Genomic DNA, 15,728 nt, shown 5'->3' with positions numbered 1-15,728 from the left:
CTTGTCTACCTTGTCTCTTCTCAATGCCCTGTTTGGCCCATTCCCCATGCCCAATAATTAACGATCGCCAGAATCTGGAGTTACTCCCAAATTACTGCTCTCATTTGATGCTGGCACCCTCGACTGAGGTGGTTCAATTACCAACGAAGTCCCAGAGGAACCGTCTAAGATTAGTTGCTCTGAGCTTCCGTCCACGGTTTTTGGATCTGGAAATACAAATCGTAACAAGGGAGGAGCTAAAAAGGTTGTCAAGATAACCATCATGATAATTGCTGCTCCTAATGGTTTGGAGAGAGCGCCACTGGCAGCGCCGACACCAGCAAACACTAACCCAACCTCGCCTCTAGGAATCATCCCCACACCGATCGCTAAACGGTTGATTCCCGGTTGACCAAACACGCTTAAGCCTGTGATTACTTTACCGAGAATGGCTACTATAATCAGGAAAGTTGCCATAACTAGACCTTCACGATTATCGGGAATTGCTGGGTTTAAAACTCCCAAATCGGTTTTTGCCCCAACAGTCACAAAGAAAATTGGCACTAACATATCGGCAATGGGGCAGACTTGCCTTTGCAGTTCTTTACGCTTATCTGTTTCTTCTAGAACTAAACCAGCTGCAAAAGCTCCTAGAATTGCTTCTAAGTGGATGACGGCGGCCAGGTATGCCATAGCAAAGGCGAAAATGAATGCTGGGATTACTAGTCCACCACGTGTTTTGAGTTGATCAGCGATCGCTACAAAGGACTTATTAAAAACATTCCCTAGTAGGATTGCTCCCAAAATAAAACCAGTGGCGCTAATAATCAAGTAAATGACTTTGCTGACATCTACCACGCCGTCTTTAGCTAAACTGGCAACTACCGCTAAAACGATGATTCCTAATACATCGTCAATTACAGCAGCACCTAAAATAATCTGCCCTTCTTTAGAATTGAGTCGCCCCAGTTCTGACAGCACTTTGGATGTCATCCCAATACTAGTAGCAGTCAAAGCCGCCCCTGCAAAAATTGCAGGTATAGCGCTAATACCAAACAAAGTCATCAGTCCCACAGTCCCAGCGGCAAAGGGTACTGCTACCCCGACGACTGCGACGACGGTGGCTTGGATACCAACTGCCATTAAATCTTTTAAATTTGACTCCAAGCCGATTTCAAACAGCAGAATGATCACACCCAATTCTGCCAAAACGGAAATGACCTCGGACTGGGCTGCAAACACTGCTGGAGCGGCTTCAGGCGTCAAACCAGCAGTGGTTTGAAGGAAGGACACAATCAAAGAATTAGAACTGTCTGTGCCGCCTTCTGGAAACACTAAAAGGTGAAAAACAGAGATGCCAACTACCACACCACCAACAAGTTCGCCTAAGACAGGTGGCAAACCCACTTGGTTTGATAACTCTCCACCAACTTTACTGGCGAGATAAATGACTACTAAGCTTAGTAGCACTGCTTCGACTACCATTGAACTGTCTGCGGCTTGTGTTGCGCTGGCCAGCAGAGGAAAAGAGAAGTTGATTGGTTCTAACAAATGCATTAGGTTCTCTGAAAATCCTTCTCTTTGATTTTGACGCGTTTCTGAAAAACATCCTATGAAGACATAATCCGAATTCAAAATTCAAAATTCAAAATGAATACAGTGTAAACGTTTCATTTATGCTGTGCAGTAGTTAGTGTATTTTTTTAGTATCAAAAAATGTAACCGTTTCAGCTTTTGACGATCGCAGTGTCAAAGTAAGAACATACAAATCGTATCTGGCGATCGCACTTGAATTGTGAAAAACTTGTGGTGGCTGTTGACTCTCAACAACCACTAGAAGATTGCTACATACGTCTATTCAAAACATCTGTGGATACTTTGAGGAGTGCAAATATTATGACTAGAGCCGCTTTACCTGGTTCTCAGTTTCCATCGGGAAACTTGTGGAAAATACTGCCTTTAGCAATGCTTTTATGTACAACTTTTGTACTACCTGCATTCGCACAAGAAAAAGATAAATTGTCGCGAACCCTTAGTGTCAGTGGTCGCGGAGTCGAAACAATTCCCACAACTCTGGCACAAGTCAGTTTAGGAGTGGAGATTCAGGGGAAAACAGCCCAAGAGGTACAACAAGAAGCCGCTCAAAGGTCATCGGCTGTGGTTGCGTTTCTCAAGAGCAAAAATGTTGAAAAATTACAAACCACTGGTATCCGGCTCAATCCGGTTTACAGCTATACCAATAATGTGCAGCGGATTACAGGCTATGCTGCCAATAACACTGTAAGTTTTAGAATTGCTGTTGAGCAAGCTGGGACATTATTGGATGATGCAGTCAAAGCCGGTGCGACACAAATTAACGGCATTAGTTTTGTTGCCAACGATCAAGCGATCGCTGCTGCTCAAAAGCAAGCATTAAAAGAAGCTACTCAAGACGCGCGGCAGCAAGCTGATGCCGTTTTCAGTGCTTTGGGTTTTAAATCCAAAGAAATAGTCAGCATTCAAGTTAATAATGCTAGTGCGCCTCCACCACCACCAATGTTTTTACGGGCTGAGGCTGCGAAATCACCTGATGCTTCTACCCCGATTGTTGGTGGTGAACAAGAAGTAGAAGCATCGGTGACGTTGCAAATTAGTTATTAGTCATTCGTCATTTGTCCTTTGTGATTAGTCCTTTGCCTTTACAAAGGACTAATAATCAATGCCCAATGCCCAATGCCCAATTAAAAATGTTCTGAAGACATATCTCCTGTACCGCCTTCTGCATCTCGCTTAGAGCCTAATAAATCCAGTTGATCTACTTGGATCACGGGTGACGAGCGGTTTGCTCCTGTTTGGCGATCGCTCCATGTGTCAAACTTCAAAGAACCTTTGACAGCAATTTGCCTGCCTTTACGTACATAATTACCTGCCACCTCCGCCGTTTTTCCCCATAGTTCCAAATTAAACCAGTCGGTATGTTCACCTTCTTTTGTGCGACGATTAACAGCTAGTGTTAATCTACACTTCACACTACCAGACTCAAAATACTTAATCTCTGGGTCGCCGCCTACACGACCAATGAGTGTGACAACATTGATACTCATCGCGTTACCTTTCAGTACAAACGTACTTAGCAATTTCGACTTTCATCATAGCGAATTGTGAAAGACTTGAAAATAATGTGTTAAACAGTTAACAATATAATTGACTTGAAAATTTAATACACACTATTTGGAGTAAACACATAAAAGTGTACGGATATACGAAGTCAACCAGAGAATATCAAAAGTACGGCGCTTGAGACATACTAAATATTTCTGGGAATCATATAAAAATATTGTCTAGTTTACTCAACTCAGGGTACAAACATAATCGAATCAAGCACGATTAACTCTTACCGTTGTAGTCAAAAAGTATCGCACATAGGGGGCTTACAGACGCGTGGGTATTTTTAGGAACTTTCGCACTTCATGGGATATGGGTATCGACCTCGGTACCGCAAACACCCTAGTTTATGTATCTGGTAAAGGTATTGTACTACAAGAACCTTCTGTAGTTGCTATCGATGTCAACGAAAAGGTAGCACTAGCAGTAGGAGAAGAAGCCAAAAAAATGCTCGGTCGCACGCCAGGAAATGTGATTGCTCTACGTCCTTTGCGGGATGGTGTAATCGCTGACTTTGATATAGCCGAGCTGATGCTCAAAAGCTTTATTCAGCGTGTAAATGAAGGTAAGTCTCTAATTCTACCCCGGATTGTCATTGGTATTCCTAGTGGCGTCACAGGAGTAGAAAGGCGAGCGGTGATGGATGCAGCTCACCAAGCAGGAGCAAGAAAAGTTTATTTAATCGATGAACCTGTCGCTGCGGCTATTGGTGCAGGACTACCTGTTGCCGAAGCAACTGGCAACATGATCATCGATATTGGTGGTGGAACAACAGAAGTTGCAGTGCTGAGTCTTCAAGGTACGGTAATCAGCGAATCAGTACGCATCGCTGGAGATGAACTGACTGATGCGATCGTTCAGTATATTAAGAAAGTTCATAATTTAGTCATTGGTGAACGTACTGCCGAGGAAATCAAGATTCGGATGGGTTCTGCCTATCCGACTAATGATGATAATGACGCCATGATGGAAGTCCGAGGCTTACACTTGCTTTCTGGTCTACCGCGAACTGTAACAATCAAAGGCCCGGAAATCCGTGAAAGTATGTTGGAACCGCTATCAGTAATTATAGAAGCTGTGAAGCGGACACTAGAACGCACACCACCAGAACTGGCAGCAGACATTATTGACAGAGGTATTATGTTAGCTGGAGGCGGTGCTTTGCTCAAAGGCATAGATACCCTCATTAGCCATGAAACAGGGATTATTACCCACATTGCTGCCGATCCTTTGAGCTGTGTTGTGCTGGGAACAGGTCGTGTGTTAGAAAACTTTAAACAGTTGGAACGAGTTGTCATCGAAAGCTCTCGCAATATGTAGCAAAAAAAATATCAGAATTGAGTTCTATTTGAGTTCTATTTGGGTTTTATATACATAGAATCCAAGTAGAACTTAATTTATATAAGTACAGACAGGTATATATGGTGACAATACGGCATTGGTGGGATCGTAAAGGGTTGCAAATTGGCTTGTTAGCTTTAGTAGTTGGTAGTGCTTGGATATTGCGACAGACTCAAGGTGAACTAGTGCTTGAGACATACCAGGCAATTACCCGTCCATTAGAGATGTTGCAGTCAGGGCCAACTCCAGAAGAACGTCTTAGAGATGCCCGGATAATGGAATTGCAAACCCGTATAGTAGATTTGGAAAGTCAAAAGACAAAGTTACAAGATTTATTAGGCTATGTGGAAAAAGAGCCGTTGGCATCACGACCAATTCCAGCACGGGTGGTAGGACGTAGTGCTGACCAGTGGTGGCAACAAGTTACGCTGAATCGCGGTGTAAATGCAGGGATTCAGGAAGGCTTCATAGTCAAGGCAGAAGGCGGATTAGTGGGTTTGGTGGAGAGTGTAACTCCCAATACTAGCCGCGTGTTGTTAATCAGTGACCTCAAGAGTCAAGTGGGTGTATCAGTTAGCCGCACAGCAGCTAAAGGCGTTTTGCGAGGAGATTCTTCTGCTGAAGCTGTATTGGAGTTTTATGAAAAAGTTCCAAATGTCAAAGTAGGAGATTTAGTTTCCACATCTACTTATAGTCAGAAATTTCCCTCCGGTTTGGCAGTAGGACGAATTAAGTCGCTGGATTTAAAGAAACTTCCGGCATCAGTGGCGAAAATTGAGCTTTTTCCGTCAATCCGTTCTCTCGATTGGGTAGCTGTTTATCCCAAACCAGAAAACCAAGAGTCGGCAAATCAAGCGCCGCAAAAGTCTAAGTAAATTCTTTGAAAAAATCCATAGAAAAATGAAGATTCCTGCATTTGGTGGTAGCAGGCAGAAAAAGCCAAAATCGTCAGAGCGAAAATCGAAATTCCGCATCCAGCCGCTTGCTCGTTGGCATCCCGGTATACGTCAGTTGTTTGGTTGGATAGTGACGGCTAGTTCTGTACTGTTATGTTTACTATTATTACCAACCCGATTCCCAGGTATGGAATTGTTAGGAATTGGCCCTAACTGGCTATTAATTTGGGTGGTAGCTTGGAGTGTGAAGCGCACGGTGTTTGCCGGAGCATTGGCAGGTATAGTTCTGGGGTTACTTCAAGATTCAATGACATCACCTAATCCAACTCATGCCATCAGTTTAGGTATAGTGGGGGCTTTAACTGCTCTGCTCCAGAAACAGCGTTTTATCGAAGAAGATTTTATTTCGATTGCTGTAATTGTCTTTGTTTTGGCAGTTTTGGCAGAAACTATCTTTGGGTTGCAATTAACTTTGCTGGGCAATGAGCGCAAGGTGACAGATATTTGGATATATTACCAGCGGGTCGCTCTTGCCTCTGCCATTCTGAGTAGTCTGTGGGCACCGGTAGTCTATTATCCGTTGAATCTTTGGTGGCAGCGGATAAAATTGTTGGAGCAACAGTAAAGGGAGTTAGAAGTTAAGAAAGGGAAAAGTTACAGGTTACAGGTGACAGTCAAGAAAATTATCTTCTGTACCCTGTAACCTAAATCATTATGGAATTTGGGCAACCGTGTTGTCCGGGGATTGAAACCCCGGACAACACCTTACACCCTTAAACCCTTAAACCCTTAAACCCTTACACCCCTAATGAAGCTCTGCACAATCAATAAAAACAAAAGAATCTATGCGTGAGATCAGACCTTGGACTACTACCTTAGTAGTCACAGTATCTATTATTGCAACTTCAATAGGCGTCTACAATCTTGAATTGTTTTTAAACACTGTCTGTTTGATAAATACTATGCCTGCTATCAGTAAACATTGTAAGCCGTTGCCCTAACTGGGTGTTTGATAACAGGTGTGCCTTTAAGCCGCGCCAAGTTGGTAAACAGTAGAACTTTGTAAATAATCTGACTAATATTTTTTAGTAATAGGTAATTAGAGAAAAGCTATTACCCATTACCCATGACTCATTACCGAGGTTCAGTTTGAGTTGAAACTGTTAATACTTGCGGTGGTGTGGCATCTGGTGGATAGAGAAAGTCTACTTCTACTAAAGAGCGATCGCCTGGTTTCATCTTTAATAAAACTAACGGTTCTCCTGGTTGACCTCTCTTTTGCACTAAATGCACAAACTGAGTTTGTGGCTGATTTTGGTCATTTTTGTAACGTACCCGCACTGTGCCTCGGAAGAATACTTGAGGAGCAGGTGTACTTAGAAAGCGTAACCCTGGTTTGACTAATTGATCCTCCTTGAGTGGTGTTTGTATCGACACACTAACAGTTTGAGGACTTTGAGTATTGTTATATAGCGGCAACTTGAGATTATATTGAATTCCATAGTTGCCATGAGCGCGATATGCGGTGTCAGGATAGCGCACCAGCATAGGCGCACTTTGAATTTGACCAGTTCCTAATGTACCGCCATGCAGGGTATTCAAAGCGTAGGAAAACACTTGACCAGGCTGGGGAATAGTTAGATATCTAGCTTTAGGATTATTTACTAATAAGGCTCTCCATTGTGAACCACCAACCACTCCTGCAACACGCCCATAAATTCTTGGCTTGCCAGTTTCTTCTAAGGGAGTGGGAGTTTTATCTCGTGGCCCAACCAAATCACCATTATCTAGTAAATTCTGCCATTCTTCTAAAGTAGGCGATCGCTCACTGCCATCAGGATTGACCTGTGCAAACATCGCTAGGCTAGCTGCATAGACAGTGCGATTACTTTGCAATCGGATGAATGTAGACCGACCATTCAGGGGTGGTGTCAATCCCTGCACAGGAATTGGTAAATTGAGTAACATCCGACTTTGCTTTGGTGGAATCTCAATTTGGGCAGGAAAAATCTCTTGTCGCACTCCCCGAAGCACATCAGACATGACGCGATCGCCTGGCCCGGCAAAAATTTTACCTAAAAGATTTTGGCTAAAGGATGGTAACTGAATAAATGGTGCATCCGGTTGACTTAAATAACTCGCCGCCTGCCAAATATTTACCTTTACTGGTTCCGAACCAGGGTTATGCAAAATTATCCCTAAATAGAGCGATGTCTCCGACGGGCTACGCCTACGCAAATTCTCTGCTGGTTCAGCTTTGGCAACATGATGGGCAAAAATATCAAATCGTCCCTGAAAGGGAAAATTTAGATGCGCTGTTGGCACTTTTTTCCCATCTGGTGGAAAGGTGGAAAGTAAAATTCCTTCTTTCAACACCAATTCTGGACTATTGCTATTAAAGGTTGGCACTGTATCCAACTTACCTGGTAAAGGACGTACTTCTTGTGGTTGGACGACTTCTTCAGGTGGTGTAGCAGGAGTTAATTGGGCTATTGGGAAAATTAGTAACAATGGCAACATATACTTAGATATTTATTTCACCATACAGACATTAACAACTTGATGAAAGTGCCAGTTTGTTAATAATTAATACAAAATCGGCAAGAATACCCATCAAATTTTCTTGATTGAGAATCGGAACGTGGACAAAAATACAACGTGCCGTAAGTTGATTTTGGCTTAAGTAGTCCAACACTGAATAGTAAAGACCCTCTCTTCGAGACGCTACGCGAACGCAGACAAATTTCCCACAGTCGTGGCTAATTTGAATTGCTCCTGCTCCCGCCACTAATTTTTCTAAATCAACTTCTGTCTGTAAAACACTTTCTCCACAGCTAGCTACTGCTTCCACACTTAATTGTGTACGGCTTGCAGCCATGCCACAACAGATGATGTAATCAGGTTGGATTGCCTTGATTTTTTCCATTACCAGAGTACTGGCAAGTTGCACATCTACGGGTAACTGGCGTAAAAAAGTTAAGTCATGTGGTATTAACTCAAGTTTGGTAACTTCAAGTAATAAATCATCAGAAGAATTTGACTGTTGATCTTTTAGCCAAGTGTCAAAAGAAGTTAATAGAATTCTTTTTTTCATAACAAATATTATTTAGAATAGAAAAACCCTCCATAATAAATTTACAAGGAGCAGGTAAATGCCAGTAATTGCGGTCGTAGATTACGAGATGGGAAATTTGCACTCAGTTTGCAAAGGCTTGGAAAAAGCTGGTGCAACTCCTAATGTTACTTATTCTCCAAAGGAATTAGAGCAGGCAGATGCTATAGTCCTACCGGGAGTGGGAGCATTTGATCCAGCAGTGCAACACCTGCGAACCCGTGGTTTAGAACAACCTATTAAAGAAGCGATCGCATCCGGTAAACCTTTTTTAGGAATTTGTTTAGGATTACAAATTCTCTTTGAATCAAGTGCAGAAGGTACCCAACCAGGACTAGGAATTATCCAAGGAAAAGTGCGGCGGTTTCGTCCCGAACCTGAGATCACTATTCCTCACATGGGTTGGAATCAACTAGAAGTGACTCAACCAAAAAGTATTTTGTGGGAGCATTTACCGTCCGATCCTTGGGTGTATTTTGTCCATTCCTACTATGTTGACCCAATAGACCCGCTAATCCGTGCAGCAACTATCACTCACGGTACTCAAACCGTGACAGCTGCGATCGCTCATGAAAACCTCATGGCAGTCCAATTTCACCCTGAAAAATCCTCTAATATTGGATTGCAAATCCTATCTAATTTCGTTGCTCAAGTCCGCGAAAAAATTCCTGCCTGATACTAATTTTGTCATTTGTTCTTTGTCTTTTGTCTAAAACTAACGATCAATAACCAATGACTAATGACCAATGACTAATAACTAATGAGCCTGAGAATTTACGGCAATCGCCAGCTAAAAACTTTACCAGGAAAAGAAACTAGACCGACTAGTGCGCGAGTAAGAGAGGCAGTCTTTAATATTTGGCAGGGAGAAATTGCAGGTTGTCGCTGGCTAGATTTATGCGCTGGTACTGGTTCAATAGGCGCAGAGGCTTTGTGTAGAGGAGCCAGCCTAGTAGTGGGAATTGAACAATCGAGCCGAGCCTGTGCCACCATCCAACAAAATTGGCAGCAAGTAGCTAATGCCGACCAAGAATTTTGGGTATTGCGGGGAGATATTACGCAGCAGTTAAAGACTTTATCAGGTAAGCAATTCGATAGAATCTACTTCGATCCACCTTATGTCAGTGGATTGTACCAGCCAGTATTAGAAGCGATCGCTCATTATCAACTTTTAGATCCTAGCGGCGAAATCGCAGTTGAACACGCTTTACAAGGTTGGATACCGCCAAAGATTCCCGCTTGGGAAATTTGCCGCCAGAAAGTTTACGGCAACACATCACTTACTTTCTACAGAATTATGGAATGAAAAGAGTGGGGAGTGGGGAAGAAAAATTGCTTCCTTGTCCTCCTTGTCCCCCTTCCCTCATCCCACTCAGCACTCAGTTCAACACTCAGCACTGGGCATTCCCTCATCCCCCCAACTCATTGAGGCGCTTGTATTGCTTATATGCAGCGTAAAAAAGTCCGGCGAGAGTGACGAAAACTAGACCAAGGACAATACCTGATAGCAGGGGTTCAACCACTATAAATCTCCTCTTTGTAATTATTAAATATTCGTTGCCTGTTTTTGATTTTACCAAATTTCGTATGAATCCTGCGCTCTACAGCCTTTTTGAGGGCGACTGCCCGCAAAAAAAATAGTCTTCTGTGCTTGCAGACACAATCAAGAACTTTTAAGCTATGTGTAGGAAATGAAAACTTTTTAGCACACCTAGACTTTCACAGCAAACCTTTTGGATAACCAGATTACCAAACCTGAAATTTTGATTCAGCGGATCGTTTTATTGACGCTGGCTATACTGCTAGCAGTCCCTTTGGGCTTTTTTGGTGTTCAGTTGGTTCAAGCCTCCGATCCATACGTCAAGAGTGTTCTATCCCTAACAGGAAATCCAGTTCAAGGACACGCGATATTTCAAATTAACTGTGCTGGTTGTCATGGCTTGGAAGCAGACGGGCGAGTGGGGCCCAGTTTGCAAGCTGTTTCAAAGCACAAGTCTCGGTATGGGCTGATTCACCAAGTAATCAGTGGCGAAACACCGCCAATGCCAAAATTCCAACCTAGTGCTCAAGAAATGGCGGATCTTTTGAACTATTTAGAGTCGTTGTAGACCTAAGAATTTTTGGTTATAGGATACATAAATACCCTTATGTGAAAAGGCAGTAGATAAAATGTGTCTTTTTACACTTGCAACATTTATAAACAGACCACCTTGATGCTCGATAGCGTACCCCTACGCGGACTCACTAAAGTCCTTGGCGTTTACCCTTATCTACCAAACGCTCTTTCGAGGTTGGGAGAAGAACCGCGACACTAATACCACTGTGCCTCTACGCATAATAATAGAAACCTCAAAACACCCAAGCTCAGTCTAATAAACTTCGTCTTCTAAAGTTGTAGTGGCGAGAACTGTCTTTTGTCTTTATCTTCACATCTGCTAGTATTTGCGTAGAATCTTTGATAAAAACTCATATAAACTGTATATTTTTAAGTATGTTAGTAAGTAACTATTTAATTATTGCGAAAGTGAGGTTAGTATACCTAACTCTGTAGAATTAAGGTAAAAGTTCCTAGACAATCGGCTAAGGTGTAGCTTCTTTAACAGACTAAATATTCTTGAGATGACCGAAAGCTAATGACTGAAGCGATCCAAATCGGTAATCGTACAATTACAGCTAGTGAACTGATTTCTTTACTGGCAAGTTACCAAATGCTGCCACAGTTGCAGCGGGAATTAATCATTGATGAGGCGATAGAGCAAAACTCACGCTCCGCCAAGGTAGAAATAGAGTGTACCCCTGAAGAAGTAGCCCAAGCTAAACAGCAGTTTTATGCTGAAAAACAGTTTAAAAATGAAGAAGACATCCAGGCTTGGATGGCACATCAAGGGTTGACTCCCGATCAACTAGAAGTTATTACCACTCGTAAACTGAAAATTGAAAAATTCAAGCAAGCCACTTGGGGCAATAAACTGGAATCTTACTTTTTTCAGTCCAAAGCAAAACTGGACAAAGTAATTTATTCCCTACTGCGAACCCAGGATGTAGGAATTGCCCAAGAACTCTACTTTAGGATTCAGGCAAAAGAAAACTCTTTTGCTGATTTGGCGCGGGAATACTCACTCGGGCCGGAAGCCCAAACTGGTGGCTTGATAGGCCCGATTGAACTGAATGCACTACATCCGATAATGGTGCAAATGCTCTCTAGCAGTCAACCAGGTCAGATATTGCCCCCTAGCCGTATCGCTGAATGGTTTGTGATTTTGCGGTTAGAAAAATTTATTCCAGCACAACTGGATGAATTTATGAAAATGCGCCTGTTGAATGAACTCTTTGAAAACTGGCTACAAGAACAGCAAAAGCAAATCATGTCTGCACCACAAGGGGAGGAGGATACGTGATAGGCAGGCGATAAACCTTTAACCTAAGTATGGGACTCACCTACCATGCTTGGCTTCAAAACTGAAGTTAGCGATCGCCATCACTACGTTCGTGGAGCGTTTGGAAGACAAGATAGGCTCTACAGTGAGTCTAGCGCTGTAGAGGGACTTTATAATGAGTTTTTGAGAAAAAGCTAAAAACTAGACTAGGCAAGAAATACAGATGATCCGACCGCGTAAGGTCTTTGCTCAACATTGGCTCAAAAGTGAAAAGGCACTCGACGCAATTATTAAAGCAGCAGAGTGTACAGAAAGCGATCGCTCCCTCAAAGGCGATCGCGTCCTGGAAATTGGGCCTGGAACTGGCATTCTGACTCGTCGTTTATTACCCTTAGTGCAATCTCTGGTTGCAGTTGAAATAGACCGCGACTTATGCCAACTGTTGTCAAAGCAGCTTGGTAAGACTGAAAATTTTTTACTGCTGCAAGGCGATTTTCTCACTCTAGATTTACCATCTTATCTGGCAGCCTTTCCCAATTTCCAACAGCCAAATAAGGTAGTAGCCAATATTCCCTACAACATTACAGGGCCAATCATTGAGAAACTACTGGGTACGATCGCTAACCCTAACCCCGAACCATTTGACTCAATAGTGTTGCTGGTACAAAAAGAAGTGGCAGAAAGGTTATATGCTAAACCAGGATCGAAAGCCTTTGGGGCGTTGAGTGTGCGGGTACAGTATTTGGCTGAGTGTGAGTTAATCTGCACAGTCCCAGCGGCCGCATTCCATCCACCGCCAAAAGTCGATTCCGCAGTAGTGCGATTGCGCCACCGAAAAATAGAGATACCAGCACTTAATCCCCGACAGTTAGAAAATTTCTTAAAGTTGGGGTTTGGTGCCAAACGCAAAATGTTACGAAATAATTTGCAATCAGTTATAGAACGCGATCGCTTGAGCCACTTACTGGAACAATTAAAAATAAATCCCCAAGCTAGAGCCGAAGACCTCAGCGTTCAGCAATGGGTAATTTTAGCAAATGAATTGGGAGTGGGGAGTAGGAATTAGGGGACAAGGCAGATTTTTCTCCATTCCCCATTCCTCATTCCCAATTCCTCATTCCCAATTCCCAATTCATAGAAAATGCGTTCTTACAGCCTAATTGCCCCTGCCAAAATCAACTTGTATCTGGAAATCATTGGTGATGGCCTTGATGGCTATCACGAGTTAGCCATGATACTTCAAAGTATCGGACTTGCAGACCAAATTGATGTGCGTTCCATTAGTACTGATACCATTAGGGTTCACTGCAACCACCCACAAGTACCGACAGATAAAAGTAATCTGGCATACCGCGCGGCAGAATTAATGATGAGGCAATTTCCCAAAGCCTTTGCTAAATATGGAGGCGTGGAAGTTACCATCAACAAGCAGATTCCTGTAGCTGCTGGGTTGGCTGGGGGTTCGACGAATGCAGCAGCTGTTTTGGTGGGGATAGATTTACTGTGGAAGTTGGGATTAACTCAGTCAGAATTAGAGGAATTGGGAGGTACACTTGGTTCAGATGTACCATTTTGTGTGGCGGGTGGAACTGCGATCGCAACAGGTAGAGGCGAGCAACTTTCTCCGTTGCCAAGTTTGGATAATATCTATATAGTGTTAGCAAAATACCGCAGTTTGGAAGTTTCCACCGCTTGGGCGTACAAAACCTATCGACAGCAGTTTGGTCATTCTTATATTAGAGATAGCGACAACTTAACAGCGCGTGCTAATGCAGTTCATTCAGGGACAATAGTAAAAGCTGTCCTAGATAAAGATGCGGGAGAAATTGCCCGAAAACTGCGCAATGATTTAGAACGAGTTGTATTGCCAGACTATCCCCAAGTCTTGCAACTGCGAGAAGTGTTTGCAAATCAAGAAGGTGTTTTAGGAACAATGATGTCTGGTTCTGGCCCAACAGTATTTGCTCTTTTTGAGTCTCAACAGCAGGCAGAACAAGTGAAGTTACAAGTTAAAGAAGCAATTCTTGATGAAGACTTAGAATTGTTTGTGACTCGGACAATTACACATGGTATTCAAGTGGCATCTTCAATTTAAATAAATCTTTATTGTTAAATCGAGTATAAGAAATAAGCTGATAATTTTTTTAGTTGCATAGTTCAAATCGCTAGTAAAGAGGCAGAGATGCAATTTGAATGATGATTAGTTGAAGACAATAATTATTCCTAATGCTCCAATCCAAAATCTAACATCTAAAATCTAAATATTATGAATGACCAAAATCTAACGCCGCAAACAGATGCTAAAGAACAGGTGACAGCTAGTCCATTACGCTGTTTTACTGGGGCGGTGATTTCTGGAGGGATGGGATTTGCAGCGTATTCACTGATGATTGCGATCGCGACAAATTTTGCTAGTAAACCGATCCATTCAATCAATCCATTGGTGGTGAAGATTTCTTCTGCTGTCCGCACTCTGGTTGTTGGTGTAGTTGCTTTAGGTAGCGGGATTTTTGCTATAGTAGCAATTGGTTTGTTGGCTTTGGGAGTGCAATTATTAGTGCAGCAACTGACGAAGCAAAAAAGTAGTGAAAACTAGTAATTTGCTTTTAATCTGTGACCTACAAGCACAAGTTTTTCTAAAACAGTATGATTTAGCCCTACTGTGCAAGGAGTTTATTTTACTCTCGCTAAATTTATTTAACACGAACAGCAAGTGCAGATGCAGTGCTACTGGTTGCTGCAATTCTCTGGTTTACTGCATTGCTACTTGTTTTAGTCAAGCTTTTTGGGATTGACGTAGATGCTGCATCGGCTTGTCGTCAGACATCGCTCCTTAAATAGTAGACGTTGTAATTATAGTATTTAGTATAAAATTTGACTTTAACAAAGTTTGGTTTGACACTTTATAAACTGGCTCAATATTCACGAATTTATGCGGAATTGATACCAGCGATACTGAAATTGATAACAGCAACATCATTTATAAGCAAAATTTATGAACCCAATCAAGAGATATTTTTTACCCCTTATTTTTGTGACAATGGTTGCGAGCATCAGTAGTTGTAGTTCTAATCCCACCGCGAGTAATATTGACAGCGCAACGTCATACCCTACCACAGCACCAACGAATAGCGTATCTTCTCAAACTCCCAGCCAAATTCCTAGCATAGCTCAGTTAAGAGAAAAATCTCCTAATCAAGAATCTCCTAAGGAAAATACGCCTTCTCCATCAACTTCTAAAGTCGCTATTAGCAAAACTACTAGCGTAACGCTATACACAAGTGATACCCAATGTCAAAAACTAATTCCAGAAAAGGTTTCAGTACCAGCAGATGAACCAGTGACAAATGTCGTGAGTAAAATCTTAGAAAAACGAGATACAAGCGACTTTAGCTTGTCTGGGTATTGTGTCAACATCAAAAATGGCATTGCTACAGTTGATTTACGCATATCTCCTGAGTCAAAGCGGCAAATAACTTCTCTTTCTAGTTGTGAACAGTTTGCTCTGTTTGGCAGTCTCCGCAAAACCTTAACGAGTAATGCTCAATGGAATATTAAAGAGGTTCGCTTCACCGAGCGAGGCGAGGACATTGTTCTTTAGTTAAATGTAGTAAGTGCCGTCATCAGCTAGCTAAAAAAATTTCCTAATCTGAACAGCACAGGACTCATGCATCAGCAGTTGTCAAAATGGTGTATATTCTAGCCAATTGAAAACGGCTGGAAATAGTGGTATGCTTAATTTTAGCCAGAGGTTTATGGTAGCAATTTGCGGGTGTAATTCAGTGGTAGAATGTCATCTTCCCATGGTGAACGTCGTGGGTTCGAGTCCCATCGCCCGCTTTAAAATCTGTAATTTTTCACTATCAACGGGAATATCAT

General features: G+C 42.4%; 19 protein-coding genes and 1 tRNA gene. 14 read left to right on the top strand and 6 right to left on the bottom strand.

Annotated features, from left to right (window positions below):
• Window positions 1–57: 57 nt before the first annotated feature.
• On the bottom strand, window positions 58–1,536 hold the full coding sequence (locus tag HWQ58_RS11140) for a cation:proton antiporter (RefSeq protein WP_292861703.1): 1,479 nt from the start codon (window positions 1,534–1,536) through the stop codon (window positions 58–60).
• Between the two features lie 133 nt (window positions 1,537–1,669).
• Window positions 1,670–1,813 (bottom strand): hypothetical protein, encoded by a 144-nt coding sequence (locus HWQ58_RS11135; protein WP_292861700.1) that lies wholly within the window; start codon window positions 1,811–1,813, stop codon window positions 1,670–1,672.
• A 62-nt stretch (window positions 1,814–1,875) separates the two neighbouring features.
• Here HWQ58_RS11135 and HWQ58_RS11130 point away from each other — a divergent pair, with 62 nt between their 5' ends.
• Window positions 1,876–2,619 carry an SIMPL domain-containing protein gene (locus tag HWQ58_RS11130; protein ID WP_292861697.1) on the top strand — a complete coding sequence of 248 codons (744 nt, stop codon included), beginning with the start codon at window positions 1,876–1,878 and terminating at the stop codon, window positions 2,617–2,619.
• An 80-nt stretch (window positions 2,620–2,699) separates the two neighbouring features.
• Here HWQ58_RS11130 and HWQ58_RS11125 read toward each other — a convergent pair whose 3' ends face one another.
• A complete protein-coding gene (locus HWQ58_RS11125; protein ID WP_194040300.1) occupies window positions 2,700–3,062 on the bottom strand; it encodes a single-stranded DNA-binding protein in 363 nt (120 codons plus the stop codon).
• Between the two features lie 373 nt (window positions 3,063–3,435).
• Here HWQ58_RS11125 and HWQ58_RS11120 point away from each other — a divergent pair, with 373 nt between their 5' ends.
• From HWQ58_RS11120 to mreD, 3 genes are all read left to right on the top strand, one after another.
• A complete protein-coding gene (locus HWQ58_RS11120; RefSeq protein WP_292861764.1) occupies window positions 3,436–4,443 on the top strand; it encodes a rod shape-determining protein in 1,008 nt (335 codons plus the stop codon).
• Between the two features lie 101 nt (window positions 4,444–4,544).
• Window positions 4,545–5,339 carry a rod shape-determining protein MreC gene (mreC, locus tag HWQ58_RS11115; RefSeq protein ID WP_292861690.1) on the top strand — a complete coding sequence of 265 codons (795 nt, stop codon included), beginning with the start codon at window positions 4,545–4,547 and terminating at the stop codon, window positions 5,337–5,339.
• A 25-nt stretch (window positions 5,340–5,364) separates the two neighbouring features.
• The gene (gene mreD / locus HWQ58_RS11110; protein ID WP_292861687.1) at window positions 5,365–5,985 is read left to right on the top strand and encodes a rod shape-determining protein MreD; all 621 of its coding nucleotides are present in this window, start codon (window positions 5,365–5,367) and stop codon (window positions 5,983–5,985) included.
• A gap of 509 nt (window positions 5,986–6,494) precedes the next feature.
• Here mreD and HWQ58_RS11105 read toward each other — a convergent pair.
• On the bottom strand, window positions 6,495–7,880 hold the full coding sequence (locus HWQ58_RS11105) for a DUF3370 domain-containing protein (RefSeq protein WP_292861684.1): 1,386 nt from the start codon (window positions 7,878–7,880) through the stop codon (window positions 6,495–6,497).
• Between the two features lie 31 nt (window positions 7,881–7,911).
• Entirely contained in the window at window positions 7,912–8,454 is a 543-nt protein-coding gene (locus HWQ58_RS11100) for a peptidase C15 (protein WP_292861682.1), read from the bottom strand.
• A 58-nt stretch (window positions 8,455–8,512) separates the two neighbouring features.
• Between HWQ58_RS11100 and hisH the strand changes: the two genes are divergently transcribed.
• Complete coding sequence (gene hisH / locus HWQ58_RS11095; RefSeq protein WP_292861679.1) at window positions 8,513–9,148, top strand: imidazole glycerol phosphate synthase subunit HisH; 636 nt, start codon at window positions 8,513–8,515, stop codon at window positions 9,146–9,148.
• An 84-nt stretch (window positions 9,149–9,232) separates the two neighbouring features.
• A complete protein-coding gene (gene rsmD / locus HWQ58_RS11090) occupies window positions 9,233–9,778 on the top strand; it encodes a 16S rRNA (guanine(966)-N(2))-methyltransferase RsmD (RefSeq protein WP_292861676.1) in 546 nt (181 codons plus the stop codon).
• Between the two features lie 103 nt (window positions 9,779–9,881).
• Here the strand turns inward: rsmD and petG are convergent, their stop codons facing one another.
• Complete coding sequence (gene petG / locus HWQ58_RS11085; protein ID WP_292861673.1) at window positions 9,882–9,995, bottom strand: cytochrome b6-f complex subunit V; 114 nt, start codon at window positions 9,993–9,995, stop codon at window positions 9,882–9,884.
• Window positions 9,996–10,205: 210 nt separating this feature from the next.
• Between petG and HWQ58_RS11080 the strand changes: the two genes are divergently transcribed.
• The 8 genes from HWQ58_RS11080 to HWQ58_RS11045 all read left to right on the top strand — a co-directional run bounded on the left by HWQ58_RS11080 (window position 10,206) and on the right by HWQ58_RS11045 (window position 15,689).
• Entirely contained in the window at window positions 10,206–10,580 is a 375-nt protein-coding gene (locus tag HWQ58_RS11080) for a cytochrome c (protein ID WP_099100046.1), read from the top strand.
• 525 nt (window positions 10,581–11,105) lie between these two features.
• Window positions 11,106–11,870, top strand: a complete 765-nt coding sequence (locus tag HWQ58_RS11075) for a peptidylprolyl isomerase (protein ID WP_292861670.1) — start codon at window positions 11,106–11,108, stop codon at window positions 11,868–11,870.
• A 45-nt stretch (window positions 11,871–11,915) separates the two neighbouring features.
• Window positions 11,916–12,047, top strand: a complete 132-nt coding sequence (locus HWQ58_RS11070; RefSeq protein WP_292861667.1) for a hypothetical protein — start codon at window positions 11,916–11,918, stop codon at window positions 12,045–12,047.
• Window positions 12,048–12,072: 25 nt separating this feature from the next.
• The gene (gene rsmA / locus HWQ58_RS11065; protein ID WP_292861664.1) at window positions 12,073–12,915 is read left to right on the top strand and encodes a 16S rRNA (adenine(1518)-N(6)/adenine(1519)-N(6))-dimethyltransferase RsmA; all 843 of its coding nucleotides are present in this window, start codon (window positions 12,073–12,075) and stop codon (window positions 12,913–12,915) included.
• A gap of 75 nt (window positions 12,916–12,990) precedes the next feature.
• Complete coding sequence (gene ispE / locus HWQ58_RS11060; RefSeq protein WP_292861661.1) at window positions 12,991–13,944, top strand: 4-(cytidine 5'-diphospho)-2-C-methyl-D-erythritol kinase; 954 nt, start codon at window positions 12,991–12,993, stop codon at window positions 13,942–13,944.
• Between the two features lie 171 nt (window positions 13,945–14,115).
• Window positions 14,116–14,445, top strand: coding sequence for a DUF3082 domain-containing protein (locus tag HWQ58_RS11055; RefSeq protein WP_094353499.1), 330 nt, complete (start codon window positions 14,116–14,118; stop codon window positions 14,443–14,445).
• A 399-nt stretch (window positions 14,446–14,844) separates the two neighbouring features.
• On the top strand, window positions 14,845–15,450 hold the full coding sequence (locus HWQ58_RS11050) for a sporulation/spore germination protein (RefSeq protein WP_292861659.1): 606 nt from the start codon (window positions 14,845–14,847) through the stop codon (window positions 15,448–15,450).
• 167 nt (window positions 15,451–15,617) lie between these two features.
• Window positions 15,618–15,689: transfer RNA gene (locus HWQ58_RS11045), tRNA-Gly, on the top strand.
• Window positions 15,690–15,728: the final 39 nt, after the last annotated feature.

The organism is Nostoc sp. LPT, from assembly GCF_017115165.1.
GTDB lineage: Bacteria > Cyanobacteriota > Cyanobacteriia > Cyanobacteriales > Nostocaceae > Nostoc.
The sequence above is the reverse complement of the archived record's forward strand: the minus strand, read 5'-3'. Positions and strand labels throughout refer to the sequence as shown.

What these genes read in the sequence shown, in the direction of transcription:
- HWQ58_RS11130 (WP_292861697.1), top strand. Translation starts at nt 1,876, where the DNA reads ATGACTAGAGCCGCTTTACCTGGTTCTCAGTTTCCATCGGGAAACTTG.
- mreC (WP_292861690.1), top strand. Translation starts at nt 4,545, where the DNA reads ATGGTGACAATACGGCATTGGTGGGATCGTAAAGGGTTGCAAATTGGC.
- HWQ58_RS11055 (WP_094353499.1), top strand. Translation starts at nt 14,116, where the DNA reads ATGAATGACCAAAATCTAACGCCGCAAACAGATGCTAAAGAACAGGTG.
- HWQ58_RS11075 (WP_292861670.1), top strand. Translation starts at nt 11,106, where the DNA reads ATGACTGAAGCGATCCAAATCGGTAATCGTACAATTACAGCTAGTGAA.
- HWQ58_RS11140 (WP_292861703.1), bottom strand. Translation starts at nt 1,536, where the DNA reads ATGCATTTGTTAGAACCAATCAACTTCTCTTTTCCTCTGCTGGCCAGC.
- hisH (WP_292861679.1), top strand. Translation starts at nt 8,513, where the DNA reads ATGCCAGTAATTGCGGTCGTAGATTACGAGATGGGAAATTTGCACTCA.
- HWQ58_RS11100 (WP_292861682.1), bottom strand. Translation starts at nt 8,454, where the DNA reads ATGAAAAAAAGAATTCTATTAACTTCTTTTGACACTTGGCTAAAAGAT.
- mreD (WP_292861687.1), top strand. Translation starts at nt 5,365, where the DNA reads ATGAAGATTCCTGCATTTGGTGGTAGCAGGCAGAAAAAGCCAAAATCG.
- HWQ58_RS11105 (WP_292861684.1), bottom strand. Translation starts at nt 7,880, where the DNA reads ATGTTGCCATTGTTACTAATTTTCCCAATAGCCCAATTAACTCCTGCT.
- HWQ58_RS11125 (WP_194040300.1), bottom strand. Translation starts at nt 3,062, where the DNA reads ATGAGTATCAATGTTGTCACACTCATTGGTCGTGTAGGCGGCGACCCA.
- HWQ58_RS11050 (WP_292861659.1), top strand. Translation starts at nt 14,845, where the DNA reads ATGAACCCAATCAAGAGATATTTTTTACCCCTTATTTTTGTGACAATG.
- HWQ58_RS11120 (WP_292861764.1), top strand. Translation starts at nt 3,436, where the DNA reads ATGGGTATCGACCTCGGTACCGCAAACACCCTAGTTTATGTATCTGGT.
- HWQ58_RS11070 (WP_292861667.1), top strand. Translation starts at nt 11,916, where the DNA reads ATGCTTGGCTTCAAAACTGAAGTTAGCGATCGCCATCACTACGTTCGT.
- rsmA (WP_292861664.1), top strand. Translation starts at nt 12,073, where the DNA reads ATGATCCGACCGCGTAAGGTCTTTGCTCAACATTGGCTCAAAAGTGAA.
- ispE (WP_292861661.1), top strand. Translation starts at nt 12,991, where the DNA reads ATGCGTTCTTACAGCCTAATTGCCCCTGCCAAAATCAACTTGTATCTG.
- rsmD (WP_292861676.1), top strand. Translation starts at nt 9,233, where the DNA reads ATGAGCCTGAGAATTTACGGCAATCGCCAGCTAAAAACTTTACCAGGA.